Annotated in this window: 16 protein-coding genes; 9 read left to right on the forward strand and 7 right to left on the reverse strand. The window is 41.9% G+C overall.

The genetic code is table 11. From position 1 onward, the window contains the following. Positions 1-22: 22 nt before the first annotated feature. The 3 genes from AACX33_RS12450 to AACX33_RS12460 form a co-directional block, all read right to left on the reverse strand. Positions 23-907, reverse strand: coding sequence for a hypothetical protein (locus AACX33_RS12450; RefSeq protein WP_193997237.1), 885 nt, complete (start codon positions 905-907; stop codon positions 23-25). Between the two features lie 233 nt (positions 908-1,140). Beyond that, positions 1,141-2,184: an S-methyl-5-thioribose-1-phosphate isomerase gene (gene mtnA, locus AACX33_RS12455; protein ID WP_193997238.1), complete on the reverse strand. Its 1,044-nt coding sequence runs from the start codon at positions 2,182-2,184 to the stop codon at positions 1,141-1,143. 106 nt (positions 2,185-2,290) lie between these two features. Next, positions 2,291-4,300, reverse strand: a complete 2,010-nt coding sequence (locus AACX33_RS12460; RefSeq protein WP_193997239.1) for a cation:proton antiporter domain-containing protein — start codon at positions 4,298-4,300, stop codon at positions 2,291-2,293. A 339-nt stretch (positions 4,301-4,639) separates the two neighbouring features. Here AACX33_RS12460 and AACX33_RS12465 point away from each other — a divergent pair, with 339 nt between their 5' ends. Next, the gene (locus AACX33_RS12465; protein ID WP_193997240.1) at positions 4,640-5,026 is read left to right on the forward strand and encodes a hypothetical protein; all 387 of its coding nucleotides are present in this window, start codon (positions 4,640-4,642) and stop codon (positions 5,024-5,026) included. Between the two features lie 49 nt (positions 5,027-5,075). On the opposite strand, the gene AACX33_RS12470 is transcribed toward AACX33_RS12465, so the two are convergent. Beyond that, positions 5,076-5,663 (reverse strand): TetR/AcrR family transcriptional regulator, encoded by a 588-nt coding sequence (locus AACX33_RS12470; RefSeq protein WP_193997241.1) that lies wholly within the window; start codon positions 5,661-5,663, stop codon positions 5,076-5,078. 56 nt (positions 5,664-5,719) lie between these two features. Here AACX33_RS12470 and AACX33_RS12475 point away from each other — a divergent pair, with 56 nt between their 5' ends. Then, complete coding sequence (locus tag AACX33_RS12475; protein WP_193997242.1) at positions 5,720-7,081, forward strand: cytochrome P450; 1,362 nt, start codon at positions 5,720-5,722, stop codon at positions 7,079-7,081. A 283-nt stretch (positions 7,082-7,364) separates the two neighbouring features. Here the strand turns inward: AACX33_RS12475 and dxs are convergent, their stop codons facing one another. Together dxs and AACX33_RS12485 are read right to left on the reverse strand one after the other, a co-directional pair. Continuing rightward, positions 7,365-9,272, reverse strand: coding sequence for a 1-deoxy-D-xylulose-5-phosphate synthase (dxs, locus tag AACX33_RS12480; RefSeq protein ID WP_193997243.1), 1,908 nt, complete (start codon positions 9,270-9,272; stop codon positions 7,365-7,367). A gap of 87 nt (positions 9,273-9,359) precedes the next feature. After that, positions 9,360-10,073: an S-layer homology domain-containing protein gene (locus AACX33_RS12485; protein ID WP_228048602.1), complete on the reverse strand. Its 714-nt coding sequence runs from the start codon at positions 10,071-10,073 to the stop codon at positions 9,360-9,362. 597 nt (positions 10,074-10,670) lie between these two features. Here AACX33_RS12485 and rpiA point away from each other — a divergent pair. Continuing rightward, a complete protein-coding gene (rpiA, locus tag AACX33_RS12490) occupies positions 10,671-11,381 on the forward strand; it encodes a ribose-5-phosphate isomerase RpiA (protein ID WP_193997244.1) in 711 nt (236 codons plus the stop codon). A gap of 162 nt (positions 11,382-11,543) precedes the next feature. Continuing rightward, positions 11,544-13,997, forward strand: a complete 2,454-nt coding sequence (locus tag AACX33_RS12495; RefSeq protein WP_193997245.1) for a GH116 family glycosyl hydrolase — start codon at positions 11,544-11,546, stop codon at positions 13,995-13,997. A gap of 340 nt (positions 13,998-14,337) precedes the next feature. Here the strand turns inward: AACX33_RS12495 and AACX33_RS12500 are convergent, their stop codons facing one another. Beyond that, positions 14,338-14,943: a hypothetical protein gene (locus AACX33_RS12500; RefSeq protein ID WP_193997246.1), complete on the reverse strand. Its 606-nt coding sequence runs from the start codon at positions 14,941-14,943 to the stop codon at positions 14,338-14,340. 1,128 nt (positions 14,944-16,071) lie between these two features. Here AACX33_RS12500 and AACX33_RS12505 point away from each other — a divergent pair. The 5 genes from AACX33_RS12505 (at position 16,072) to AACX33_RS12525 (ending at position 26,862) form a co-directional block, all read left to right on the forward strand. After that, entirely contained in the window at positions 16,072-19,107 is a 3,036-nt protein-coding gene (locus AACX33_RS12505; protein WP_193997247.1) for a cysteine peptidase family C39 domain-containing protein, read from the forward strand. Between the two features lie 918 nt (positions 19,108-20,025). Continuing rightward, positions 20,026-20,280: a hypothetical protein gene (locus AACX33_RS12510; protein WP_339406611.1), complete on the forward strand. Its 255-nt coding sequence runs from the start codon at positions 20,026-20,028 to the stop codon at positions 20,278-20,280. 113 nt (positions 20,281-20,393) lie between these two features. Then, positions 20,394-20,768, forward strand: a complete 375-nt coding sequence (locus tag AACX33_RS12515) for a HetP family heterocyst commitment protein (protein WP_193997248.1) — start codon at positions 20,394-20,396, stop codon at positions 20,766-20,768. A gap of 2,392 nt (positions 20,769-23,160) precedes the next feature. After that, a complete protein-coding gene (locus tag AACX33_RS12520) occupies positions 23,161-23,793 on the forward strand; it encodes a helix-turn-helix domain-containing protein (protein WP_193997249.1) in 633 nt (210 codons plus the stop codon). Between the two features lie 21 nt (positions 23,794-23,814). Continuing rightward, positions 23,815-26,862: a peptidase domain-containing ABC transporter gene (locus AACX33_RS12525; RefSeq protein WP_193997250.1), complete on the forward strand. Its 3,048-nt coding sequence runs from the start codon at positions 23,815-23,817 to the stop codon at positions 26,860-26,862. Positions 26,863-26,882 lie beyond the last annotated feature (20 nt).

The following is a 26,882-nucleotide window of genomic DNA, read 5'->3' on the forward strand; positions in this document are numbered from 1 at the left end:
TCCTGTATTAGAGTAGGAAATGCTATACAAGTTTAAATCCTGTAGCATTCAGGATTTCCCTGTCGCCTTGCTTGACAATCAGGGTGGGAGAAGCAGTCCCATCTTCTGTAATCGGTTGAGACAAAATGTATCGATAATTTCCATTCACCCAACCCATAACACATTCACCATTGCGACAGCTAACTTTACCACCTGTTAAGTCTATACAGTTGCCTTGAGAATCACATCCTTTATAAGTCAGATTTCCCGTATTGTTCACCCCTGTCCAAGAGTTTCTGTTACCAATAGTGATTTTCCACTGACCATTACTGTAAGTTGATGAATTACTGGCTTGGGGTTTAGTGGGTGATTGTTCCCCCAAAATTTCCATCTGAGAAATTATCGATTCTTGACGACTTTTACCGCAGGGTTCAATACTTTCGCAATCATTTAATGATGCGATTTTATAAGAGGCGCGTACCTTCTGATTTAAATATTTTTCTGATTCTGCACAAATTTCAAAGGATGCGCTGACCCGATGTTCTTTTCCCTGTTCATCTACTAGAGTGGCGTAGCAGATAATATCACCCGTGACTAACTCTTTAACAATACCAATTTTGGGTTGATTGTTGGCAACTGGTTGAGTTTTACTATTATTAGCTTGATTACTATTGGCAGTTTTATTGACTACCTCCGTTGTCTTTTTTGTACTTTTATTATCTACATTAGCAGTTGCGGTTGAACTCTTGGGAGTAGATGGTGTAGTTTCATTAGCAGTTACCGTTGAATTCTCTGGTTGAGATTCCGTTTGAATGGTTTCTACAGTATTAGTGTTAGTTTCCTTCCCAGCATCAATTGAGGGATGACCACAACTTGTAATCAAGATTGAGGAAACAATTAAGGCAATTGTAGGGATTAACTTGTTCATATATTTTTAAGAATCTAAATATTACTCATTTGACTGTTGATGTAGATTAACTACAGCCTGCGCTTCCAGAATTTCGCACTGAATCCCTAGAAAATTAATAAAAGTTTTATCCAAAAATTGTAGCCAGTAGGGTGGGTTAGCGACAGCGTAACCCACCACAATCCAGAAATTTATGCTTTTTTCAGGCTAAAACTTGGGGATTTTGGGATTTGCAAGTCCCTCAAGCCGGATTTCTATATTACTAGCTGAGGCTGAGATTGTGGCAACTCACCAGGAGCAAATGCCCCATTTTCGGTAATGATAGCTGTAATTAACTCAGCCGGGGTAACATCAAATGCAGGGTTGTAAAAATCAACACCCGACGGTGTGAGTATAGTATCACCTACTTGGTAGATTTCCATCGGGTCACGCTCTTCAATGGGAATCTGACTACCATCAGCTAAGGCAAAATCAACGGTAGAAAAGGGAGCTGCCACGAAGAAAGGGATATCATGGGCTTTAGCTGCGATCGCTAAACTATAAGTCCCAATTTTATTCGCAGCATCGCCATTAGCAGCAATCCGGTCAGCACCCACAACCACAGCATGAATTAAATTCTGTTTCATACAATGGGCTGCCATACTATCAGTAATTACAGTCACCGGAATACCTTCTTGAACACATTCCCAAGCCGTGAGTTTTGCCCCTTGCAAACGAGGACGAGTTTCGTCAGCAAATACACGTTCTAAACGTCCTTCCCGCCAAGCCGAACGCACAACACCCAATGCTGTACCGTAACCAGCAGTAGCTAAAGCCCCAGCATTGCAGTGAGTCAGAATTGTCAGCTTTTGAGGAGTCGTAGGTAATGCAGCCAAACCATGATCACCAATAGCCTGACAGGTTTGTAAATCTTCAGCATGAATGGCTTGGGCTGTCTGCAAAAGATTCTGTTTAATTTCTGCCACAGTTCCCAAAGTTTCATAAGCAGTTTTCATCATCCGGCTAATAGCCCAAAATAAATTAACTGCTGTCGGGCGAGTAGAACGCAATAACTCGGCGACCTCTTCTAAAGCTGATAAAAACTCATGGTGATTTTCCGCCTCAATTTCCCTCGCACCCAGATACATACCATAAGCCGCAGCCACACCAATAGCCGGCGCACCGCGGACAATCATCGTTTTAATCGCCCGTGCCATATCTTCACAGCGGTGAATTTGCACAGAAGTATACTCACCAGGTAAGCGAGTTTGGTCAATGAGAGAAACAGAATCATTTTGCCAAATAACCGGGTAAAGCATTGGAAAAACAGGGTAAATGTATAAAACAGTTTTATGTACTGAGAGACTCAACTCTTCTCTTCCTCTCTGCGTCTCTGCGCCTCTGCGTGCAATAAAACTCACCTTTTTACTGCGGAAAATAAGCAATAATCATCGCCACTTCGGCATGACTACGAGCGATCGCTTCCGGTGCATGACCCAGAAGTGAGAAAAGCTGAGTTTTCTGCTCCACAGTACCATTTAACACCAGCAAGTCGTTAGTTTTGAGTAATCGAGAAACTTGCCGCACAAAATTACCTCGTACCTTGAGAATAGGCGTGTCTGGTGGTAATTCCAGATCAGTAAGTTCAACAGTTGCTCCTCTGACTGCAACCACGTGTAACAGTTGTAGCGATGCTTTCAGTTCTATGGCCAGACTTTTGGCTAATTGGATACTTTGCTTAAAAGAACTAGCGTAAGTTTGCTGAGTGGTGAAAGCCAGAAAGACGCGCCCTGTATGCTCGATTGGTAATGGAAATCGACTGACTAAAACTGGTACGGAACTGCGATTGACAATTTTGTCAATCACACCGCCAAATAAATTTTCCTGATAAGTAGAGTAACCCTTCCAACCGCAGACAATCACACTCGCTTGTTTTTCTTCGGCGACGCGAGCGATACCCTTATCAATTGATTCATCAATGCGACCAATGGGCGTAACATTGGTGACAGATGCATGGGCAATCATTTCCGCCGTCGATAATAATTGGCTTTGTCTAGATTTATCCTCTGGGGAAATGGCGGAATTTTGTTCCAGTAAAATGTGCAGGGGTAGGAGAGTTCCTTGAGCGGATTTTGCCAAAATAATCGCCAACTTTAGGAGATTATCTTCAGTACTGGGGTTAGCAACTGGGACTAAAACGCGATCGCCTATGTTTGCTGAATTTGGGTTTTGAGTCGTGACTTCTCCGGGCTTGATTTTTTGTCCCCATTGCGCTGTTACCCAAGGTGAAGCCACACAGGTAACTAAAATCATGGCAATAGTCCCATTGACAGTCAATTGGTCAACTAACTCAATATTAAAAGCAACAGTAATCGCCGCTAGAGTCGAAGCAGCTTGAGCTACTGATAGCCCAAACATCACCATAATATTGTCAAAATTCAAGCCAAATAATTTACCTGCACCCCAAGCCGGAATAAACTTGGCAATAATCGCCACAAACACCATCACACCTGAGACTAGCAGCGCTCGCGGTTCTTGAAACAAAATGCTGGGATTGACCAACATCCCTACAGAAATCAGGAAAAATGGCACAAACAGCGTATTGCCGATAAATTGAATCCGATTCATTAAGGGGCTAAGTTGCGGTATCAGTTGGGTAATGGCAACTCCCGCTAAAAAAGCCCCAATAATTGGCTCAATTTGGACTAATTGTGCGCCGTAGGAAACGACAAACAAAGAAGCTAAAACAAAGGTAAACTCTGCCCCTTCATCGTGTCCAAAGCGCTGAAAAAACCAGCGTCCCAGGCGAGGTAATCCCCACAGGATCAGGAAGGTATAGATGATCAGTGAGGGAATCAGGAATAGCCAAAACTGTAAAGTTAAATTGCCTTCATGCGCTCTCACCACCACAGCTAACACTAAAAGAGCCAAAATATTGGTGATTAATGTCCCTCCCAGAATGGTAGTCATCACCTGCGATCGCATAATTCCCAGTTTGCTGGCGACAGGTAATGCTAGCAAGGTATGAGAGGCGAAACAGGATGCAACCAGAACAGCAGGCAATAAATCGTAGCCAATAGCCATCATGGCAGCAGTACCCAATGCCATCGGGGCGAGAAAAGTAGCGAATCCAAAAATCACCGCCTTATCAGCGTTATATTTCATGTCATCCAGGCTAGTTTCTAGTCCCGCCATGAACATGAGAAATAATAAACCGACTGTACCCAGGAGTATAATTGTGCTATCTCGTGCCAATAATCCCAGTCCATTTGGCCCGACTACGACCCCAGCCAAAATTAATCCCACAATCCCCGGTAGGCGAATTTTCTCAAATAGCAGGGGAGCAATGAGCATAATCCCCAAAATCATCAAAAATACTGGTACTGGGTCTTTAATGGGTGTTGATATGAGGGTAGTCATTAATAAATTAGTCATATCCTGCCCTTAAGTTGCGATATCTACGATAAGCTACGCTAACGCATCTGATTTGATAGCTATTCTTCAGGCACTATACTTAGTTGCACTGACTCAAATATTAGTACCTTCTCAAAACTTCAAGAGTATTGACAGGAGTTGAAATATCTATTCTTTTAACTGGGATGGAGACAGGTTAATCTCTAGTGGTGGATTAAAATTCATAGTAATCTGAATTTTACCAAGATGAAATGTGAAGTTATGATAAAGTTATTAAAATAATTTTTCAGTAAATTAACCCTGACAGTGGCGGTATCAAAATTAATAGAATAAATATACTAACTAAATCTGTATTTTTCTATGAGATTTTACTCTCAGTCCTTGGCATTTTTAACTTATTCTTGGGGATTATTCACAATTAGTTTTGCTATGTCCCTGCCGGCTCAAGCATCAATTGTCTGTGAACCAGGAACAATTATTAATCATGCCAACAACTCATTAGCCGCTTGTAACCTTGGTCAAGATATGACCTTGCAGTTGTCTAGTTCTAGTTCAGGTATATCTAATTTTCCTTGTCGAGCCAAAAGTTATATCTCTTTTGATGATAAAGGACAATTTAAAAGTTGCCAGCTTGCAGAAGATATAGAAATTAGACAAGGTAACTCAATAACCAAATGCCTAGCAGAATATAGAGTAAATGTTTCAGTTTTAACTAATGGGACTTTATCCATTAATTGTAGTCCTTAGACACTATCTCAAAACTGATTTGCCTAACATTGGCGTAGGAAGATGTGTACTAGACTACTGCATTTTGCAAAACAAGATTTAAGCAACGACGAACGTGTACTTCCCAAAAGTTAGTTGTAGGGGGAAAAATTAGTGTGTACAGCATTACACCACTCATAATGTCAAATACTAGATCGGAATCGATCTCAGGTTGAACTTCATTTCTTGCTTTTGCCCGTTCCAAGACAATCGTAAAAGCCTGTCGCCGAGGTTGTAAGTATTTTGTCCAGTAAATTTGAGCAAACTGAGAATTACTGGACGCACTACTAATAATCATGGCAACCGTTTGTCGCCCCAGGGGACTGAGTGTAATTTGTGATGCGTTCTCGATCAGCGCATCAATATCCCCCCACAAGTTGCCCGTATTCGGAATCACAACCTCTTCTCGCATATTTTCGATGGCATCAGCCATCAACTCTTCTTTACTTGCGTAACGGCGGTAGATGGTTGTTTTGCCAACTCCAGCACGAGCCGCAATTGCTTCAATACTCATGGCATCAAACCCAATTTCTGCCAACAACGCTAATGTTGCTTGCAAGATGGCTTGATGTGATTCGACACTGCGAGGTCTTCCCGGCTTTTTGTCAATTTTGCTCATAAAAGCTATTATAGTTTACGAAACGGTATCGTATCAAAATACGGAGTTAACCAAATATGAGCAGTTCTTCCACTTCCCAAACGCTGTCACTTCCCCCAGGTCATCTTGGTTTACCTCTAGTTGGAGAATCCATTCAGTATTTAAGTGATCCAGAAGAGTTTATTGACAGACGACAGCAGAAGTACGGCAATGTCTTCAAAACTTCCCTATTTGGTCGCCCAACCATTGCTTTGATTGGAGCAGATGCCGCAAGATTTCTATTTGCCAATGATGGTCAGAAACTTGAGATGACAAACACACCCAATTTTGAGGTGTTACTTGGCGAAAAATCCATTGGTGTTCAAATTGGTGCGGCTCACCAAGTCTTGCGTCGCCAACTGTTTCAAGCCTTTCAACCGAGAGCCTTAGAAACGTATGCGACTACGATGACGGACATGACTCCTCACTATTTACACAAGTGGGAACAGATGGGAACGCTGACTTGGTATAACGAGTTAAAACAATACACGCTCGACATTGCTTGTCGATTATTCATTGACGTTAGCACGAAGGTGGATGAAGAACTGGCGAACGTCTATGAAACTTGGAGTAGAGGGCTATTGACGATTCCGTTGCGTTTTCCTGGCAGTAAGTTCGAGCGGGCAGTACGAGCAAGAGAGCAACTACTCATGCAGTTTGATCAACTCATCAATCAACGTCAGCAACATCCGACCGATAAGCAAGATGTTTTAAGTATTTTGCTGATGGCAAAAGACGAGGCAGGAAATGCACTCAGCCGAGTTGAGATTAAAGACAACATTTTAGGAATGCTCATTGCAGGACATGAAACACTCACATCAGCACTGACTTCCCTATGTCAGCTTCTAGCTCAACATCCAACAGTATTAGAGGCGCTTCGTGTGGAACAATTACGCCTTGGTAATCCCCTAGTTCTAACCCAAAATACTTTGAAGCAAATGACTTATTTGGAACAAGTTCTAAAGGAGGTTTTAAGATTTGTCCCGCCTGTTGTTCGGAGTGGTTCCCGTCGAGTTTTAGAAGCTTGTGAATTCAGTGGATACGTGATTCCGCAGGGTTGGGATATCTATTATCAAATTCCTGAAACTCATCAAGATCCGCAGATATATAAAAATCCAGAACAATTTGACCCTGACCGCTTCTCTCCAGAACGGGCTGAGGACAAACAAAAAGTTTTCAGTCACATTCCATTTGGTGGCGGAATTAGAGAATGCTTAGGTAAAGAGTTTGCCAGATTGGAAATGAAAATATTTGCTGCTTTGTTAGTGCGTAACTATCAATGGGAACTCCTGCCTAACCAAAATCTAGAACGGACTGTGTTACCTTTCTCGCGTCCTCGTGATGGATTGAAGGTGAAGTTTTGGCGGTATGAAGGCGAAAGCAGCGAAAAATTGTGCTGATTCAGAATGATCAAGATGGATAACAGTCAAAGAATATTAGAAACGATTTGGCGAATACCAGATGCTTTGTGGATTAAGCCTGAGAGGGTGACAAAAACCTTTGAAATAAAGACTCAGCAAGAGTTTTAAACGGTTGCACCATCAAAAAATAAACCTCATAAAGAGATGGTATTAGTAATTTGCTCAATTAAACATCAACCGAATGGAAAGATGTATCTTCCATCATCCTTGTAGGGACAATTGATGAATTGTCCCTATTTTGTCACCAGATGTCAAATCTTAACTAGACAACAGGAGATGCTTGCTTTTGAAAGAAAGCAGTCATGACTGTTTCAGCTATTTGACGACTAGTTAAACCTAATTCCGCCTTAGATTCATCTGGTGTCGCATGATCTACCAAGATATCTGGTATACCAATCCGCTTCACAGGAACCACGACATCAGCATCTAGTAATGCTTCCGCCACAGCCGAACCAAAACCACCCATGACACAGCCTTCTTCCAAAGTCACAACACGGCCGATTTGCTTCGCCAAAGGCAAAATTAATTCTGTATCCAAAGGCTTGACAAAACGGGCATTAATCACTGTTGCTTGAATGCCATGTTCGCTGAGAATTTCCGCTACTTGCATACTGGGATAGACCATAGTCCCGTAGCCGATGATTAAGACATCATCGCCGTTGCGAAGAATTTCACCTTTACCAATTTCTAAAGGTTCCCAGCCTTCTTCCATCAGGGGAACACCGTAGCCGTTACCACGGGGGTAACGCATGGCAATTGGTCCACTTGTATGGTTAACGCCAGTTACTACCATGCGTTGCAATTCGGCTTCGTCTTTGGGTGCCATCATTACCATATTGGGAATACAGCGCAGATAAGCGATGTCATACATACCTTGGTGGGTGGGACCATCAGCACCAACAATTCCCGCCCTGTCTAAACAGAAGAACACAGGCAGGTTTTGAATACAAACATCGTGAATTATCTGGTCATAAGCCCGTTGCAGGAAGGTGGAGTAAATAGCAGCCACAGGGCGCATTCCTTCACTAGCCATCGCCGCAGCTAGGGTGATAGCGTGTTGTTCCGCAATCCCGACATCAATATATTGATTGGGTAGTTTAGCTTGGAGTTTATCTAAACCTGTTCCAGTAGCCATTGCAGCGGTAATGCCCACAATTTTGGGGTTTTGTTCCGCCAGTTTGACTAAAGTGTGGGAAAAGACTTTGGCATAAGCCGGGGGCTTGGGCTTAGTTGAGGGAACAGCTTTACCTGTGGTCAAGTTAAATGGGCTTTGGGCATGGTAGCCTACTTTGTCTAGTTCGGCGATTTCGTAGCCTTTACCTTTAACTGTAATCACATGGACTAAAACAGGCCCTGTCATTTCATGTGCTTGGTTGAAGCTAGAAATTAATTCTTCTAGATTATGCCCATCCACTGGCCCAATATAAGTAAAACCGAGTTCTTCAAAGACTGCACCGACCTTGGGAACCGCTAAACGCTTCATTCCTTCTTTGATGCGTCCCAGTTCGGGAGACAAAGATTCACCAACAAAGGGAATTTGCTTAAACTGTTCCTCAAAATTATCTTTGATAAACTGCACGGGTGCGCTGAGACGCATTTTATTCAGGTAGCGGGGAATTGCGCCGACGTTGGGAGAGATAGACATCTCGTTGTCGTTGAGAACCACTAGCAGTTTCGTTTTAGGTAAATGTCCGGCGTGGTTGATGGCTTCCAAAGCCATTCCTCCAGTTAAAGCACCATCACCAATTACGGCTACTGATTTAAATTTTTCTCCTTTCAATTCTCCCGCTAAAGCCATACCCAATGCTGCGGAAATACTGGTAGAAGCGTGTCCGGCACCAAAGTGATCGAATTTGCTTTCACACCGCTTGAGATAACCAGCAACTCCGGCTTTTTGTCTGAGGGTATGAAAGTCGTTGTAGCGTCCTGTCAGGAGTTTGTGGGGATAAGCTTGATGTCCCACATCCCAAATGACTTTATCCCGATCCAAATCCAGTGTCTGGTAAAGCCCTAGTGTTAATTCTACAACTCCCAAACCAGGCCCCAGATGTCCTCCACTTGTGGCTACGGTTTGTAGGTGCTTGTCTCGAATTTGACGGGCGATTTGTTGCAATTGTCGGATCGACAAACCATGCAACTGGTTAGGATGGGTGATTTCACTCAGATGCATATTATAGGGTGTTCCTCTCTAAACTCTACTTCTAACATTCTTTGATTTTCCCACGGTCGGGATGCTTCTAAAATTATCCGCTTCCCTTTAAAGTGATTCAGGGCTACGAGTAACGCCAGGAACTACTGGCATTTTTGGTTGTGGTTGCTGCCTTTGTAAATATTGACTCAACAGATACGCCATGTCTCCACGGGTCATTGGCCGTAATGGGGAAATGTTATTTTGGGCATCTGTGTTAATAAATCCTTCCGCAACTACTGTGGCGATCGCTCTTCTAGCCCATACTGGAATTGATGCTGCATCTGGATGCGGATCAAGTATTTCGTTTACGGTGTCATCACCAAACTGAAATACACCATAGGCTTGGGCAAAAATCGCCAAACCTTCTGCCCTTGTCACTCTTTGATTAGGGAAGAATAAATTGCCCCGATATCCTTTCATAATATCCGTTTTTAAAACTGCCTGAATCTCATTAAATGCCCAATGGGAAGGGGGAACATCTGGCACTATTTTAGATTCTTGGTTTTTAACGGCTTCGCGTTGATCGAGGTTAAATGCTTTCACCAAAATTGCAGCTAATTCTGCCCGACTAATCATCCTTTCTGGATAAAAGTTACCATCAGGTGAATTCGTCATTAATTTAGCTGTAATTACCTGTTGGATTGCTTCAGATTGCAATGCTTCACTAGGTTCTAGCGCTCTAGCAACACTTAATGTCAGGTTTTGCAGTAGTAATACTAAGGAAAGAGTACCTAGCAACTTTCGCATATTGATCATGATGGTGATTTTGCTATTCTGCATCTATAAATAACTGAGATACTCACCTTTGGGGGTGATACTCAGAATATTGACTTAGGCTGGTTGACGCATTTTAGCTTGACAAAGTTGCCATTGTTAGGTAAAGAAGTAATTTGACTGTTTTTAGTTATTCAATCATGGCTTACTATTAACGTGGGTGGACAATTTTTGCTAGTTTAAATTTAATTAAGCTCGCTCTTTTTTGATTTAGCCTGCACAGTCTATATTAACTAACTTTACTGGGACATTCAGATGATTAGTTTAAATTTAAAATTTCCCTAATTTAAAATTTCAAGTTAGGTTTTATAGTCACAGCAAAACAAACCCTAACAGTGGGTAGTGAGAATGTAGCACTGAAGATGCAAAATCGAAATTAAGTAATCATTAGAACGAGACTAAAAAGACTTTTACGTAGAATTAACTGGTAAATTTAAGCCAGACAAATATTATAACCTAACTGCAATTATGCGGTTGTGTAGCTGATAAATCATGTATTTGCTGGAAATAATGGGGAATTTTGCGTGAGTGAATTGGGAATGCCTAGTATGTAGTATAGTCGGCCGTAAGAGACCATTTAGTCAATATTTCCGGAGTTTTGGGATGAGTGCAACAGCAGATCCAGTAAAGTTGATGAAGCAAGAAGTTGGCAAAGCCGCCGCCGCCCTGGTAAAATCAGGCTCGATTGTCGGGTTGGGTACGGGGTCTACCACAGCTTATACAATTCAGTTTTTAGGCGATCGCATCAAATCTGGTGAACTTAAAGATATTGTGGGGATTCCTACCTCTTTTCAGTCAGAAGTGCTGGCGAAACAATACGGCGTACCTCTGACCACCTTAGATGCTGTTGACCACATTGATATTGCTATTGATGGGGCTGATGAAGTTGATCCTCAGAAGAATTTGATTAAAGGCGGCGGTGCAGCACATACCCGCGAAAAAGTAGTTGATTACTTAGCAGAGCAATTTATCGTTGTGGTTGATAGTGGTAAGTTAGTCGAGCGCTTAGGTTCTACTTTTGCTGTACCAGTAGAGGTGATACCAATGGCTATTACCCCTGTGACTAATGCCATCAAAAAACTCGGTGGTAAACCTGAACTCCGCATGGGTGTTAAAAAAGCCGGGCCAGTCATCACCGACCAAGGCAATATGGTACTAGATGTAACATTTGATTCGATTGACGACCCCGTTAGTCTAGAAAAAACACTGAATAATATTCCCGGTGTGTTGGAAAATGGGATCTTCGTCAATTGTGCAGATGTAGTTTTAGTCGGCGAAGTTAAAGACGGTAAGCCTTTAGTACGTCAACTGTAAGAGGAACTGGGGAGTGGGTGAAAATTTTGCTCATCTCCCCATCTCTTTTGTGAAACAGTTAAGATGTCTGTTCTGGGCGGGCTAGAGAGCTTACCCCACAATATTTATGCTTATGCACAAAATTAGCTGTGCTAAAGTACTTAAATTTTGTAAAATCAGGCGATGAAAAAACCGCTTTCGTCCGTAATTCCTGCTTGCACTTGGAGTCGTCCCATCGGCTTAGGCTGGGACAAGCCCTATACTGTTCGCTACGCTAGTAATATTGATGATGGCCCTTGGCACGGTATGCCTTTGGGTGGCTTTGGTGCAGGTTGTATCGGTCGTTCTTCACGAGGAGACTTTAATCTGTGGCACATTGACGGCGGTGAACATACGTTTCAAAATATCCCCGCTTGTCAATTTAGTGTGTTTGAATCCAATGGGACATCTTCTCAAAGTTATGCTTTGGCTACAGAACCGCCGGAGAATGGTAGTCTCGCAGCTTGGAAATGGTATCCAGCATCTACAGCCACACAGTCAACAGGAACTTATCACGCTTTATATCCGCGTAGCTGGTTTGTCTACGAGAATGTGTTTCAAGCCCAGTTAACTTGTGAGCAGTTTTCACCAATCTGGGCAGGAAATTATCAAGAATCTAGCTATCCGGTGGCGGTGTTTCACTGGAATGCTCATAACCCGACAAATGCACCTATTACTCTGAGTATTATGCTCACTTGGCAAAATATGGTGGGCTGGTTTACTAATGCGCTCAAGTCTCCAGAAGTGCGGATACGGGATGATGGTAGTCCGGTTTATGCCTATCAGCCGTGTTTAGGCAATAGTAAAGATAATTACAATTTAATAAGTGAAGATACAGAATATTTTAGTTGTATTTGTAGCCGAGTTTCTGGTGATCAGTCAGTAGCAGAAGGCGATGGTAGTTGGTGTATTGCGACTATCAAACATCCCCAAGTAGAAGTATTTTACAATACTCGCTGGAATCCTGCGGGTACGGGGTCAGATGTGTGGCAAAGCTTTGCTGCTGATGGTTCTTTGCCTAATTTTCAAGATGCCACTCCCGCGTCAGACAATACACAAATTGGTGTGGCGATCGCACTCCGTTTTACTCTGCAACCAGGGGAAACTTTAGCAATTCCTTTTGTGTTATCTTGGGATTTTCCGGTAACAGAATTTGCCGCCGGGATTAATTATTACCGCAGATATACAGACTTTTTTGGGCGTGGTGGTGATCATGCAGGTGCGATCGCTTCTACTGCCCTGACAGAATATCAAACTTGGTATAAAAACGTATTAAATTGGCAACAGCCGATTATTGACCGGGAAGATTTACCAGACTGGTTTAAAATGGCTCTATTCAATGAGCTATATGACCTAACTAGCGGTGGAACTCTCTGGAGTGCAGCCTCAGAACTTGACCCCATTGGGCAGTTTGCGGTGCTGGAATGCTTAGATTATCGTTGGTACGAAAGTCTGGATGTCCGGTTATATGGTTCCTTTGGGCTGCTGCACTTGTTTCCAGAACTCGAAAAATCGGTGATGCGGGCATTTGCACGGGCAATTCCCCATAGTGACGATCATCAGCGTGTGATTGGTTATTACTACACCATTGGCGCAGATACCACAACCGCAGTCCGGAAAGTCGCAGGTGCAACACCTCACGATTTGGGCGCACCGAATGAACACGTTTGGGAAAAAACTAATTATACCTGCTATCAAGACTGTAATTTGTGGAAGGATTTGGGTAGTGATTTTGTCTTGCAAGTATACCGAGATTTTCTGCTAACTGGTGCTGATGATGTGCAGTTTTTGGCAGATTGTTGGGAGGGAATTGTGCAAACTCTCAATTATCTGAAAACCTTTGATTTAGATGGTGATGGGATTCCTGAGAACTCTGGCGCACCTGACCAAACTTTTGATGATTGGCGTTTGCAAGGTGTGAGTGCTTATTGTGGCGGTTTGTGGTTGGCGGCTTTAGAAGCTGCGATCGCTATTAGCCAAATTATATCAAACAACAACCTTGGCGACCTACAGCCCTTGCGGGCATCGCTGCGCGCGGGCGACTTGGCGGTACAAAAATCTACCTACCAAACATGGTTAACACAGTCACGTCCTATTTATCAAGAAAAGCTTTGGAATGGTCAGTATTTCCGCTTGGATAGTGAGAGTGGTTCTGATGTAGTGATGGCGGATCAATTGTGTGGGCAATTTTATGCACGTTTATTGGGATTGCCAGATATTGTACCAAGCGATCGCGCTTTATCGGCTTTAGAAACTGTTTATGATGCTTGCTTTCTTAAATTCTGTCATGGTGAGTTTGGGGCTGCTAACGGTGTCCGTCCTGATGGTTCACCAGAAAACCCCAATGCTACCCATCCACTGGAAGTCTGGACAGGAATTAACTTTGGACTGGCGGCTTTTCTTGTCCAAATGGGGATGGAGGATGAAGCATTGAAGTTAACGGAAGCTGTGGTGCAGCAAATTTACCACAATGGCTTACAGTTCCGCACACCGGAAGCGATTACCGCATCTGGGACTTTCCGGGCTAGTACCTATCTACGGGCGATGGCTATTTGGGCAATTTATCTCGTTATGGATGCCAAAAAGCACATCTCTTAAATAGAATTGCCATATAGCGTTTCCTCATCACATGAGGTAGATCATAGCCCCCTCCTCGCTGGCGCTACCGTGTACACACAAGTCCGGCCTGTCTGCGTTTGAGCCTGTTCTGCCCTCTAAATCCCCCAAGTTTGGGGGACGAGTGAAAAATCTTGTTCCCCCATAATTGGGGGTTAGGGGGCGATTCGATCACTTGTGTGTACACCGTGGCCTCCTTTGCGGAGGTGGGGTTCTTGTCCCTACCCAAGCGAGAAACGCTATATTAAAACTATGTTCAGATCAAGTCTGTTACCTAACAGGCTTGCTTTTTTTAGTTAAAAAACAACTAGCACTGCTGATCTCAAGCTTTTTTGCGGAACTTTAATTGAGAAATTCCCACTCCACCTGCAAACAAAACACCTAAAAAAGTAGTTGGTTCTGGTATAGATTGTGGGTTGCTACTAATAGCACCAAGGACTTGGAGTTGTACGTCGTCATAGCTAAAATCCCCACCGTTTTCACCGTCTTCAAAAGTAGCATTGATTACTCCTGGTGCAATCGTTGCTAAACCTGCATGGATAATATTGTCAGGGTTGCGGTCTGCTGAACCTAAGAAGTAAGTTTCGTCAGTATTACCGACATATATGCCAAAAAACAATTCTTGTCCAGATGGAAATATTCCTAAATCGACAATTTTACCAATCTCTTGATTAGTACCAATTAGCGTGAATGCTCCATTGGGGTCAAGTGTACTAAATAGTTGTAAGTCACTGACAAATGAAGCATTTGGGTTGCCTTGTAGAATTGTTGCAGCTACGTTACCCCCGGTGGCAAAAATTTGCTCGCCCAGAGTATATTCAATGCCGCCGATAGTTATTGCTTGGGCAGAAGCAAGACTTCCTAAAACCATAAAGGTGGCTCCAGTTGTTGCCATTGCCAAGTTTTTCAAAAAAGCTGTTGTTGTCATAAAAACTTCGTAAACTCTTGTGAAACTAGTAATTTAGTTTTTCCAGTTTTGGTCTAAACAATCCTAAAGTATCTGTCTGTAAAATAAAGACACTACAATATTGCTTAATAAAAAAAACACAGATAAATATTGTTTAAAAATCTAGTAATTATTTAAAAAGTCTGACATTTAAAGGGTTTCAGGTAATACCAAACATAAATTTCAGCTTCACAACATCTTTGTGTATATTAAGCTACAAAAATTTTCAAAGACCAATACAGATGTTTTACCGTGCAGCTTGTCATTGCAGCCAAAAAACTAAGTATCGCCAATTTTTGGTTTTATTTTCCGGGTGTTTCATCAACCAAAAGAACATATAACTAGGGTTAAAAAAAGATTTCCAATACTTACGCAGTCAAACTGCTTTTTGCCAAAATCCAAAGATGACTAAGTAGGTTGGCGTAAATAAAGTTAACTAGGGTCGTCATTTGTCATTGTTCATTGGTGAGGGTTTCAGGAGTATTTACGAGTTGTAATCTAGTTTGGTTTATTCCTGCTTACCTACTTAATTTTAGTCAGACAAAGAATTAGTAAAGGCTTTACTAAATATGATTTGACATCAGAATGCAACAGCAGCTGATGAAAAGTTTGATATTTATCGCATCTGCATTTTGTGAGTAAAATATTGTTCTTAAAATTGTTGTATAAAAAAAATCAAAAAAATGAAACTTCAGAAATCTGTGATTAATAACACCCTTTCTTGTTTTTTTATTTACAGCCGATAGTCATGAAGTAAAACCCCATTATTGCCAGGATTTACAAATTTCCTTCTTTTTGTCCTTCTTCCTTTGGGCTACGGTGTATACACAAGTCCTGTCTGTCTGCGTTTGAGCCTGTTTTGCCCCCTAAATCCCCCAAGTTTGGGGGACTTTGAAAATTCTTGTTCCCCCAGAATTGGGGGTTAGGGGGCGATTCGATCACTTGTGTGAACACGATAGCCCTTGGGGAAAGGCTAGCACCATAAGCGTTCGCGGAGCGTCTCGTAGAGAAGCTATGCCGTTCGCGGAGCGTCTCGAAGAGAAGGCTTTATGCGATTGTGGCCAGCCCTTCGGTCTACGTTACTCTTTATAGTTCAGAGTTCAAGGAGATATGACGAAAAATACCAGAAATCAACAATCTCCGACTCCACCAGTATCTATCCTCAAACTTTTACAGATAGTGGAGGGGGATACAAGTCTAGAGTCAGACTTGAGCCAATCTTGGGTGATACGAGAGTTTCAAGCAGGTGAGGATTTGAATGGACACACTGAAGATAGCAGCAATTTTCTGTATTTAATTTGCCAAGGTCAAGTGGGCTTGTGGGCTTTTGATGCCACTCTGGGGCAGGAAGTTTCTACACAATTGCTATTAGCAGAGCAAACTTTTGGGGCAGAACATTTATTTTTTCATCAAACTTTACCATATCGAGCGATCGCAACTAGTGCAGGTTGTGTGGCGCAAATAGCTATTGCTGACCTCAAACAGTGCTTACACTCCATACCTGATCTCGAAAGTGATTTACAGCTGTTCACTTATCAGCAGCAAGCACTGATTTTTTTTAAAACTCATACCCAGTGGCGTTCCCTCACCAGTTCCACTCTGGAGGAATTGCTATCCTACCTCGTAGCCATGAAGATTACGGCTGGTTCATCCTTGCAAGCTGCAACAGCGCCAGCGCAAGGACGATTTTGGTTGGCGGGGGGGAAAATTGACAACTCACAACATATAGGAGACAGCTGGGTATATCCTGATGACACACTGACTGATGGCATTGCCCAAACGGATGTGTTAGTTTACCACCTGTCAATAGAGCATTGGGAATCTGTAAAGGCCTTAGCACCTGATTTATTTCCTGAACCAAAAGCACAACAGACAAATTCACAAATCATCCAAATCCCCCTTCCTCTTCCCCAGAGTACCGAAGATGATCCTGATACATCAGAAGTGGAAAAAATTGATTTTCCTCAAGGGGGAAACCAGCCGAAATTTAGGGCTAAGTTATGGCCTAACTATCCGTTTATTCCACAACAAAGTGCATCAGATAGTGGTGCAGCTTGTTTGGCGATGATTAGCCAGTATTGGGGTAAGCGCTGGGGACTCTACACTCTGCGAAATTTAGCACAAATCGATCGCATGGGTGCGTCTCTCCACGGTTTAGCCGCCGCCGCCGATAATTTGGGCTACGATGTGCAAGCAGTGCGGGCTAGTTTGGATAAATTAGATACTCATACAAATCCTTGGATTGCCCACTGGCAAGAAATTGACTATGTTGTGGTTTGGCAAGTTAAAAGCGATCGCCTTTTGATTTCTGACCCAGCTATAGGTAAACGGTGGCTGTCACTGGCGGAGTTTGCAGCTAGTTGGACAGGATACGCTTTACTTCTAAATCCTACTCAGCGTTTTTATACCCTCAAGAGCAAAAAAATTTCTCTGCGTCGTTATTGGAATACATTGCGGAATTACCGAAAATTACTCGGTCAAATTCTTCTCGCCTCAATGTTGGTGCAAGTAATTGGGCTGGCGATTCCCCTATTTACTCAGGTGGTCATCGACCAAATAATTCCCCTGAAAGATGTTGATACCTTAAATATTTTTGCTCTCAGCTTCCTGTGCTTGGGTATTTGGCGCACTGTCTTAATCGCCCAGCGTCAATACCTTTTGGAATATATTGCCAATCGCATCGACATTCACTTAATTGGTCGTTTTATTAACTATACGTTGCAGTTGCCCTTGCTGTTTTTTGCATCGCGTCCAGTGGAAGACATGATCAACCGGGTTGAGGAAAATAGCAAAATTCAATTGTTTCTGACTCGAATGGCGGTTAGTGGCACTATAGATAGCTTGATGGTGCTGATTTATTTGGGACTAATGGCTAATTACAACTGGCAACTTACTCTTCTAGTGCTGGTTTGGATGTTATTCATAGTAATTGTGAGTATCGTTTCTAGCCCATTTCTCAAAAAAGCATCGCAGGAAGTCTTCCAGGAATCAGTCGCACAAAACTCCGCCATCAGCGAAATGTTTGCTGGTATTGTCACAGTCAAAACCGCAGCAGCTGAATATTCAGTGCAGAAGCATTGGGAAAAGCTTTTTCAGAATATGTTACAGGTGCGGTTGCGTGGGCGGAAGTTGGCGAGTAACTTACAACTGATCAGGAGTGCGATTAATCAGCTGGGTAGCACTGTGATTTTGTGGTTGGGAATAAATCTGGTGATTAGTCAACAGATATCACTGGGTAAATTTGTCGCTTTTAATCTGCTTGTGAGTCATATGGCGATCGCAGTTTTAGCTTTAGTAGACTTGTGGGATGAGTTCCCAGAGGTACAGGTTGCTGTCGAGAGGATAGAAGATGTCTTCGCCTCCCAACCAGAAGCAAATTTTCACACCCCACTTCCCGCAATACCTGCGATTCGGGGGGAAGTGCATTTTGATCATGTTTGCTTTCGTTACCACCCCGATGAAGATGGCGAGACTTTGCAAAATATCTGTTTTCAGGTGAAACCACGGCAAACAATTGGCATTATCGGTGAGAGTGGTTCTGGTAAAAGTACTTTAGTGAATTTGCTGGCTGGTTTATATCGTCCTGACACAGGGCGGATTTTGATTGATGGACAAGATATTTCCCTGGTTTCGCCCCAATCGTTGCGGAGTCAGTTGGGTTTTATACCACAGGAGTGTTTTCTGTTTTCTGGAACCATCCTCGAAAATATCACCCTGTACAATTCCGAGTTTAGTACAGAACAGGCGATCGCCGCCGCCCAGCGAGCCGATGCACACAGCTTTATAGCCGCATTACCTTTGGGCTACAACACCCAAGTCGGAGAAACAGGTGTCAGGCTTTCTGGTGGACAAAAACAAAAAATTGCGATCGCGCGCGCCTTAATCACGAACCCAGCTATTTTAATTTTGGATGAAGCCACTAACGCCCTGGATGCAGAATCAGAACGGCGCTTTCAGCAGAACTTAGTCCAGATGAGCGAAGATATTACCACATTTATCATCTCCCATCGTCTATCTAGTGTGCGTCACGCCCACCGCATACTTGTCCTAGACAAAGGTGTGCTGATTGAACAAGGTACTCACCAGGAATTAATCGCACAACCTGGTCTTTATCGCCACTTAGCCCAACTGCAATTACAACTGTAATCTCAATTCAGGCAATTTTGTTCCGGATAAACTTAATAACACATTCTACAAAGTAAACTTGTCTAATTTTTGCAATTACATGAATGATGTTTAGACAAAAAGTGCTAAAGCATACTTTTCAAACATCCTTTTGAGGATGTTTTATTTTAGGCAATTCAAAATATTTAAAAATTTACAAAATAATACCATGAAGCATTAATAAGTACAAATTATTCTTCGTGGTTACTTGCTCAAGATTCAGCCAGATAAATCATAATTTTCGGCATTTTTACAGATGCACTCCAGCTAGAAGCCATTCATAGCAAGCAATTATCGTCGCATTTGCTCAGAAATATTTAGGAATTATTCTCAATAAAATTAACTCAACAAAATATTTTGATTTTTTTTGATGTTATTTATATTGCTCTAATTCTCAGTTGTTTATTAATCTATTTAGTGGTAAATTTTCTAGTAACCTCATAAACAAACAAGTATCAAAGGCATTTTAAACGAGGGGTTTGACCCCCCTCACGCATTAGTAACTAAATGGCATAAAATAAACTTACACACGATAAAACTAGAGATGAAACCAGTCAGTAAATTTAATGATCCATATCCTAAAACAGGAGATGACATTAATAGTGAACAGTAGTATACTTACTAAAGTTGTTCCTAATTTTCTCAGATAAATAGTTACTTTTTTAGAGAATCAACTGAACTTTGTTACCAAAAAGCTCTGAATTTGAGAGCAAAAATATACAATAAAATTATCAGGGAAAGTCAATTAAATTAGAAGTTGAGACATTCAAAAGAGGTCAAAACTGCATCTATCACGATCCATATCAAGCAGCAAATAGACTTTTGATTGAAGGTCAACTCATGGCAAGAATCATCAGGTCAAATGCAGTCACAACCTCAAGTAAAGGGAGAAGTTTAGAGATGAAACTTGATGATTTTTATTTTTACTACTATTTACCTTCTCCGATGGTGTCAACTTACAGCAGTTTTGCCGCCTCAATCACAATGAATTTACCAGAAATAAATCTCCTGGTGTGTCTCTCACTGCAACCTTTAATTTTTCTACTCTTAGTTTTCCAGTCGGAAACTAAAACCCTCCTTAATAGTCTTCTAGCCAAACTCAAGGGACTAACACAGCGACTTAGGACTTCCCAAATGTCTGGATGTACCTGTTAATCAAAGTCTTTTGCCCTCAATTATCAGCCCCACTACCCATAAGTAACTGCAAGTCAAGTTTTACACGAAACACCTCCGAATCTAGACTAGTCTCATCAAAGATAACTAACACTATGAATCAAAATATTCCTGGAATTAGTAGCAACTTCAATAAAGCAATGAATCCTCAACAATTCGATCAAATAGTAGAAGCGATTCTTGCCGGTAAGTATTCCTGGGCGTGTGTTTTAATGCTACGCATAGTTGGTTACAATCCTTTGCATTACATTCCCTATCGCACTTACAATCGATTGCTGAAAGACAATACCCAAGTTAGCAGAACGCAGCAACAGCATCATCAAAATATGAAAGCTGCCCAACCATCGATGAATCACAGGTCTAATACCAATGCTTCAGCCAGTTGTTTAAGTAAAATTAAAGACTTTGCTTATCTTGAGGTGGTGGGAAAGCAAACAAATGAAATTCGTGGTAGCGGTTTAGATAATTAGTTGATCCCATCAAATGTTGACCATGAACGACTCTATTCCTCAAACTAGGGATAGAGTCAATTTTTTGATCACCTGTTGGGTGTGTTATTTAACATAAATAAGGCTAGTTTATAACAGCAAAATTGCTCAATAAAATCTGCCAAAATGGCAAATATTGGACACAAAAATCCTATAAATTAGAGATAACTACTAAACAAGAGGTGATTCCCCCCCCAAATTTAGTTACAAACATCAAATGAATGAATATCTGATTATGAATCATATCTAACTGATTGCTGTTGCTGAGTAGTCAGTATCTAAGGGAGTAAATAACTCCTAAACCAAGACTGATGATACAAGCGTTGCTATTGGTGGTTCTTGTTTCCAGGAAGTCTGAGCCAAGAAAATTTAGAGTAGCGTCTCCCCGCAATTTTGAATTTTCATGCTTGCTATTGAGTCTCTAGACGTGGATAAACTGAATAGAGCTTCTTGACTGAATTTGGTGTTATGTGTGCCTAAAAAGGTGATATTTAGCGTCAATACCAGCAGTGGAAACAGAAAAAGTAACGTTGAAATCGTAGTTATGGCTGATAGATTTTATAGCTCTTACGCTTTTTTTCAAATATCATAATCCTCTGTCTCCCAAACAGGATTATTTCTGCAACTACTGGAAGCTCAAAATGAGTAGCTTCCAGTTTTTTTATTTATGTAGTGGCGTGACAAGCTTAAAATGTTGCATTATGTTTCTCTTGTGGAACAGGCATCTTGCCTGTTCTGGGCGGGCTAGAAGCCCACCCCACAATATTTATGCTTATGCACTAATTTAGGTTTGCCACGCCACTACAAGACTGAAACCCTCACCAATGACAAAGGACAACCCTAGCCAGTTAACTTTATTTACGCCGACCTACTTATTCCTACTTGGAAGAGTTTTGACTTCCGCCTTGCGGTACTAGGGGTTTTTGGTAATATCTTTTCGGACATATAGGAATCCGGTTTGATTTATGAAAAAATTAAGTATTGTAGGGTGCGTTAGGATGAAGTCCGTAACGCACCATTATTAAAGTTTTGGTGCGTTACGCTACCGCTAACACACCCTACGTGTCTGTTCAAAAATCAAACAGTAGTCCTATATTTCAACAAAACTAATCAATTTCATCCTATAGATAGATATGTTAAATCTCAAAAAATAGATATGAATTCATATATTTTTATGTCGCTAAAGATAGATGTAAAGACATGATTTATTATTTATGATTTTTATTTACGCTAAAAATTCATGCAAGTATCTTATAGTATTGTCATACATACTAGAGATTAATCAGTAAACTTTAATGCCCCAGTTTTACTTAACATAAAACATCATAAATATATTGATTTTATCCAGACAAAATTAATTATTAATTTTAAATAAAGATATAATCAATATTGAGTGAAGATTTCGTCTTTTTTGGCAAAACCCTTGACTAGATGTAGGAAAATTTCTAAAAGGATAACAGTAGGTTAAGACAACAGAGTGAACACCTGTCGCTTTTTCGTTTAACTTGTTTTCGAGATAATTCTAGATTTATTGAAATCTGCTGATGAGATATTAGCTAGTATTAGGCTAGTCTAGGAAGTAGATTTGTATTCATAACCTGACCTTAGCTGCCTCTAAGTTCCATTTTGTGATGGAACACGTTTCAACCAGATTTTTGGTAATCGAAACACAACCAGTTTAAATATTTTGAGGTTGACTTATAAACCTGTATTGCAGAGTATGGCTACGCCACGCCAGCTATCGGTAACATCCTCAAAATAGGAGTCACTGTCTGACTCCAAATTACTTCCCTGTGAATATCAACCAAGACGACTGGTTGAAACCACTACCAAGATCACACTAGATTCTCTGGGAAGTTTGTCGAGTTATTGGGGTTAGCCAGTGAGTTGTTTACTGGTTTTAGGTGTCTTACCAGAAATTGCTGTTTATTAGATTAGACAACAGCTATGCTTGCTTCATATTTTGTCAGGTTTGCTTACTACTACTTACTGACTATTTATGGCTACGCCACGCCAGCTATCGCTCACACCACAAGAGCGCAGCTTTTAACTAAGAATGTGTTGACTGGGAAAAATATAAAAATACCGTGATGTATCAGCAGCTTTTTGATAACACCTCTCATTGGGTGTAGAGCCAATTAGCATGGTGAAATTTTGAGGACAAAAAGCCAAGATGACATGGGTATATATCCTCTAGTCCGTCACAATACTAGAGGTAAATTACCAAGCATTATACCCAGATCACGTAAATACTTAATTAGCTGGAAAAGGCTAATTACTTTTGCAGTTGTGAAGCCTGATTTATTCGGGTTTGACTATAGCTGCAACAGATGAAATTACCCACATTTTCAGTAAATGACAATTGGTAATAAATATGTCACACTCTCTTAGTCAAAGCGAAACCTTTGAAAATTACAACATCCCCAACTTTCAAGAAGGTAAGTTTCTGACATCTTTTCAAAGGAAAGCTTTGCTGAAAAGTTTACAAACTGATTTGCAGCCAGAATATCGGCGGCGGATTGAAATTATGTTATTAGCCGATGTGGGTAAATCTCAAAGTCAAATCTGTGAAATCATCGGTTGCTCTCAGGAAATGGCCCGCTACTGGATTGGTTTAGCGGAAGCCGGTTTAGCACACAAATGGAATGAGCGACCCATCGGTAGACCGAAAATTGTCAATGACCAATATCTGGCTCGATTGAAAGAATTGGTTAGCCATAGTCCTCGTGATTATGGTTATGCATTTACTTATTGGACAGCCCAATGGTTAAGCAAACATTTAGCCAATGAATTTAACATCCAAATTAGCGATCGCCACATTAATCGCCTTCTTAAACAAATGGGACTGTCAACCAAACGGAAAAGTTCCACCCCACCAGAAACTGATCAAACCAAGGCTTGTCCTGAGCGTAGCCGAATGGATACTGGGATTACGATTTGCGACTTGCAATCTAACTCCGAGCCTAATTTCCATTGGTCATTAAATCTGATTCAGACCAATAAATAATTCTGTCTTGGAGGTGAGTAAATGGCATCAGCGTTTTCCCCGGAATACTTAGCGCAACAACTTATCCACAGCTTGGGTGAGCCGTTATCAGACAAAGAAATTGAAAGATGCTTGATTGGGGTGGAAATTGTCGAACCACCAGTAGCCAAGCAATTTTGGCAAGCAGCCAGCGCACCGAATGGCATATATATCGTCCTGGGAGGTAAAGTCAGACTTTTAGATGGCTCGAATAACTTAATTACTACCCTGACAACAGGAGCATCATTTGGTGAACTGACTTTATTTACAGAACAAGAGTTTAGTCCTTATGTGGCTAGAGCTTCTGTGAAGTTAAAACTGGCGTATTTTCCGCAAGCATCTTTACAAGAGGTGATCCGCAGACATCCGAGTATTCGCGATCGCCTCAAACAACGTGCCGAACTGTGGGATCTACTGTTATTATGTTGCCAAACGTCCCTAGTGCCTCACAATGGGTCTGTAGAAGGGATACTCAAAGCCTTGGCTTTATTTGAGCGCCACAGTGTAGAAGGTGACTCACTCCCAGCCAAACTCTTTAAAGACACCAAACTCTGGTTATTGCATCAGGGCGAACTACAGCACACAGATGGGCGGACATTAACGCCGGGAAACATCTATGTATATCCCCAGCAGGAAGATTGGCGCGCTACTCAACCTACGCAGGTTTACAGCCTAAAAAATGCTGATTGGCCACTGGCATTAGAATACTGGCCGCAATTAGCCGAGTTATCATCAGAACGGCAAAATGTTACACAGAATACACCTGTACAAGTCATTACCCCCAGGAGAAGCAGAGAATTACCACCAGACCCAGAACCGAAAAAGAAGCAAAAACAAGCTTATTTTCCCAGTCCTACAGTTAAAGCTGGTCATTGGTGGGGACGTTTAACCAAGCGGTATCCGTTCTTTGAACAACAAAGCGCTGCTGACTGTGGAGCCGCTTGCTTGGTGATGATTAGCCGCTATTGGGGTAAGCGCTTGAGTGTGAACCGACTGCGGGATTTAGCTAATATTAATCGCACCGGTGCTACATTGCGGGGTTTAACAACTGCGGCGGAAAGTATTGGTTTTACTACCCGTCCGGTAAAAGCCAGCTTGGATAAATTAGCACAACAAACCTTACCTGCGATCGCACATTGGGAAGGTAGACACTACATTGTTGTCTATGAAATCAGCAAAAAGCAGGTGATTGTCGGTGACCCAGCCTTCGGACAACGTACCCTCACCGATGAAGAATTTAAAGCTGGTTGGACTGGTTACGCGTTGTTATTGCAACCCACAGCCCTCCTCAAAGAAACTGAAGAATCGAGTACACAATTTTGGCAGTTGTTTGATTTAGTCAAACCTCATTCCAAAGTCCTGTTAGAAGTCTTCATGGCTTCGGTGTTAATTCAGATATTTGGATTGGTTACGCCTTTATTAACTCAGTTGCTCTTAGACCGAGTACTTGTGCAGCGTAGCACCCTGACATTAAACGCCGTCGGTTTCGGGTTGCTGATTTTTGGCTTGTTCAGTGTCGTGGTCAATGGACTACGGCAATATCTACTCGATCACACAGCCAACCGCATTAGTGTAGCTTTATTGGTGGGTTTTATTAAACATACCTTTCGCTTACCTTTAGCCTTCTTTGAATCCCGCTACGTTGGGGATATTATTTCCCGCGTCCAAGAAAACTATAAAATTCAGCGATTCCTCACCGGGGAAGCTTTATCTATCACCTTGGATTTGCTGACAGTGTTTATCTACGTGGGTTTGATGTTTTGGTATAGCGCCCCAATGGCATTGCTGAGTTTATGCATTATCCCCCCATTCTTTATTTTGGCGCTCGTTGCTACACCTTTCTTTCGGCGCATTAATCGCGAGGCTTTTAATGCCTCAGCTAGCGAAAATAGTTATCTGATTCAATCCCTCACAGGTATTAGCTCAATTCGCTCAATGGCAATTGAACAAACAGTTCGCTGGCATTGGGAAGAGCTATTAAATAATGTGATTAAAAAGACCTTTGCTGGGCAGATAATTAGTAACAAAATGCAACTTTTTAGCTCTGGAATTGAAACGCTAGTAACTACGGGATTGCTGTGGTTTGGGTCATGGTTAGTCATTCAAAACCAACTGACAATTGGGCAGTTAGTTGCTTTTAATATGTTGTTGGGTAACATTATTCGCCCCTTTCAAAGGCTGGTTGTTTTGTGGAATCAACTTCAGGAAGTAGTTATTTCTAGTGAACGAATTAACGATGTCTTAGAAGCAGAACCAGAGGAAGATTTACACCATCAACCCCGGCAGTTTTTACCGAGATTAGAAGGACACATTAAGTTTGACAATGTGACTTTCCGCTATCACCCAGAGAGTGATATTAATGTCCTAGAAAATCTCAGCTTTGAAATCCTGCCGCAGCAGACTGTAGCGGTTGTGGGACGTAGTGGTTCAGGGAAAACAACCCTCGCCAAGATGATCTTGGGACTATACCTGCCGACAGATGGCAAAGTATTAATTGATGCCCAAGATGTGACTAGTATTTCCTTACGATCGCTGCGATCGCAAATTGGAGTTGTCGATCAAGATACCTTCTTGTTTGGCGGGACAATCCGCGAAAATATCAATATTGCTCACCCAGAAGCCACATTAGAGGAAATTATTGAAGCCGCAAGTTTAGCAGGAGCCGATGAATTTATCAAGCTGATGCCTGCTGGCTACGAAACCCAAATTGGTGAAGGTGGGGGGATGTTATCTGGTGGACAACGCCAACGGCTAGCGATCGCCCGTGCTTTACTCGGAAATCCCCGCTTATTGCTTTTAGACGAAGCCACCAGCCACCTCGATGCCGAATCTGAGCGGATTATCCAAAATAACCTGAAAACAATTCTCCAAGGGCGCACCAGCCTAATTATTGCCCATCGCCTGTCCACAGTGCGCCATGCTGACCTGATCCTGGTTTTAGATCGAGGCTTACTCGTCGAAAGCGGGACTCACGATGAATTAATTGCCAGAAAAGGTCATTATTTCTATCTCAACCAGCAACAACTGGCTCAAACAGCGCAAATAGCCTGAGAAGAGGAACGGGGGCAGGG

Origin of the sequence: Nodularia sp. LEGE 04288 (assembly GCF_963896525.1) — a bacterium.
Classification (GTDB): domain Bacteria; phylum Cyanobacteriota; class Cyanobacteriia; order Cyanobacteriales; family Nostocaceae; genus Nodularia.

Bases quoted from the DNA above. Each gene is read 5' to 3' on its own strand.
- AACX33_RS12450 (WP_193997237.1), bottom strand. From the start codon at position 907: ATGAACAAGTTAATCCCTACAATTGCCTTAATTGTTTCCTCAATCTTG.
- mtnA (WP_193997238.1), bottom strand. From the start codon at position 2,184: ATGCTTTACCCGGTTATTTGGCAAAATGATTCTGTTTCTCTCATTGAC.
- AACX33_RS12460 (WP_193997239.1), bottom strand. From the start codon at position 4,300: ATGACTAATTTATTAATGACTACCCTCATATCAACACCCATTAAAGAC.
- AACX33_RS12465 (WP_193997240.1), top strand. From the start codon at position 4,640: ATGAGATTTTACTCTCAGTCCTTGGCATTTTTAACTTATTCTTGGGGA.
- AACX33_RS12470 (WP_193997241.1), bottom strand. From the start codon at position 5,663: ATGAGCAAAATTGACAAAAAGCCGGGAAGACCTCGCAGTGTCGAATCA.
- AACX33_RS12475 (WP_193997242.1), top strand. From the start codon at position 5,720: ATGAGCAGTTCTTCCACTTCCCAAACGCTGTCACTTCCCCCAGGTCAT.
- dxs (WP_193997243.1), bottom strand. From the start codon at position 9,272: ATGCATCTGAGTGAAATCACCCATCCTAACCAGTTGCATGGTTTGTCG.
- AACX33_RS12485 (WP_228048602.1), bottom strand. From the start codon at position 10,073: ATGCAGAATAGCAAAATCACCATCATGATCAATATGCGAAAGTTGCTA.
- rpiA (WP_193997244.1), top strand. From the start codon at position 10,671: ATGAGTGCAACAGCAGATCCAGTAAAGTTGATGAAGCAAGAAGTTGGC.
- AACX33_RS12495 (WP_193997245.1), top strand. From the start codon at position 11,544: ATGAAAAAACCGCTTTCGTCCGTAATTCCTGCTTGCACTTGGAGTCGT.
- AACX33_RS12500 (WP_193997246.1), bottom strand. From the start codon at position 14,943: ATGACAACAACAGCTTTTTTGAAAAACTTGGCAATGGCAACAACTGGA.
- AACX33_RS12505 (WP_193997247.1), top strand. From the start codon at position 16,072: ATGACGAAAAATACCAGAAATCAACAATCTCCGACTCCACCAGTATCT.
- AACX33_RS12510 (WP_339406611.1), top strand. From the start codon at position 20,026: ATGAAACTTGATGATTTTTATTTTTACTACTATTTACCTTCTCCGATG.
- AACX33_RS12515 (WP_193997248.1), top strand. From the start codon at position 20,394: ATGAATCAAAATATTCCTGGAATTAGTAGCAACTTCAATAAAGCAATG.
- AACX33_RS12520 (WP_193997249.1), top strand. From the start codon at position 23,161: ATGTCACACTCTCTTAGTCAAAGCGAAACCTTTGAAAATTACAACATC.
- AACX33_RS12525 (WP_193997250.1), top strand. From the start codon at position 23,815: ATGGCATCAGCGTTTTCCCCGGAATACTTAGCGCAACAACTTATCCAC.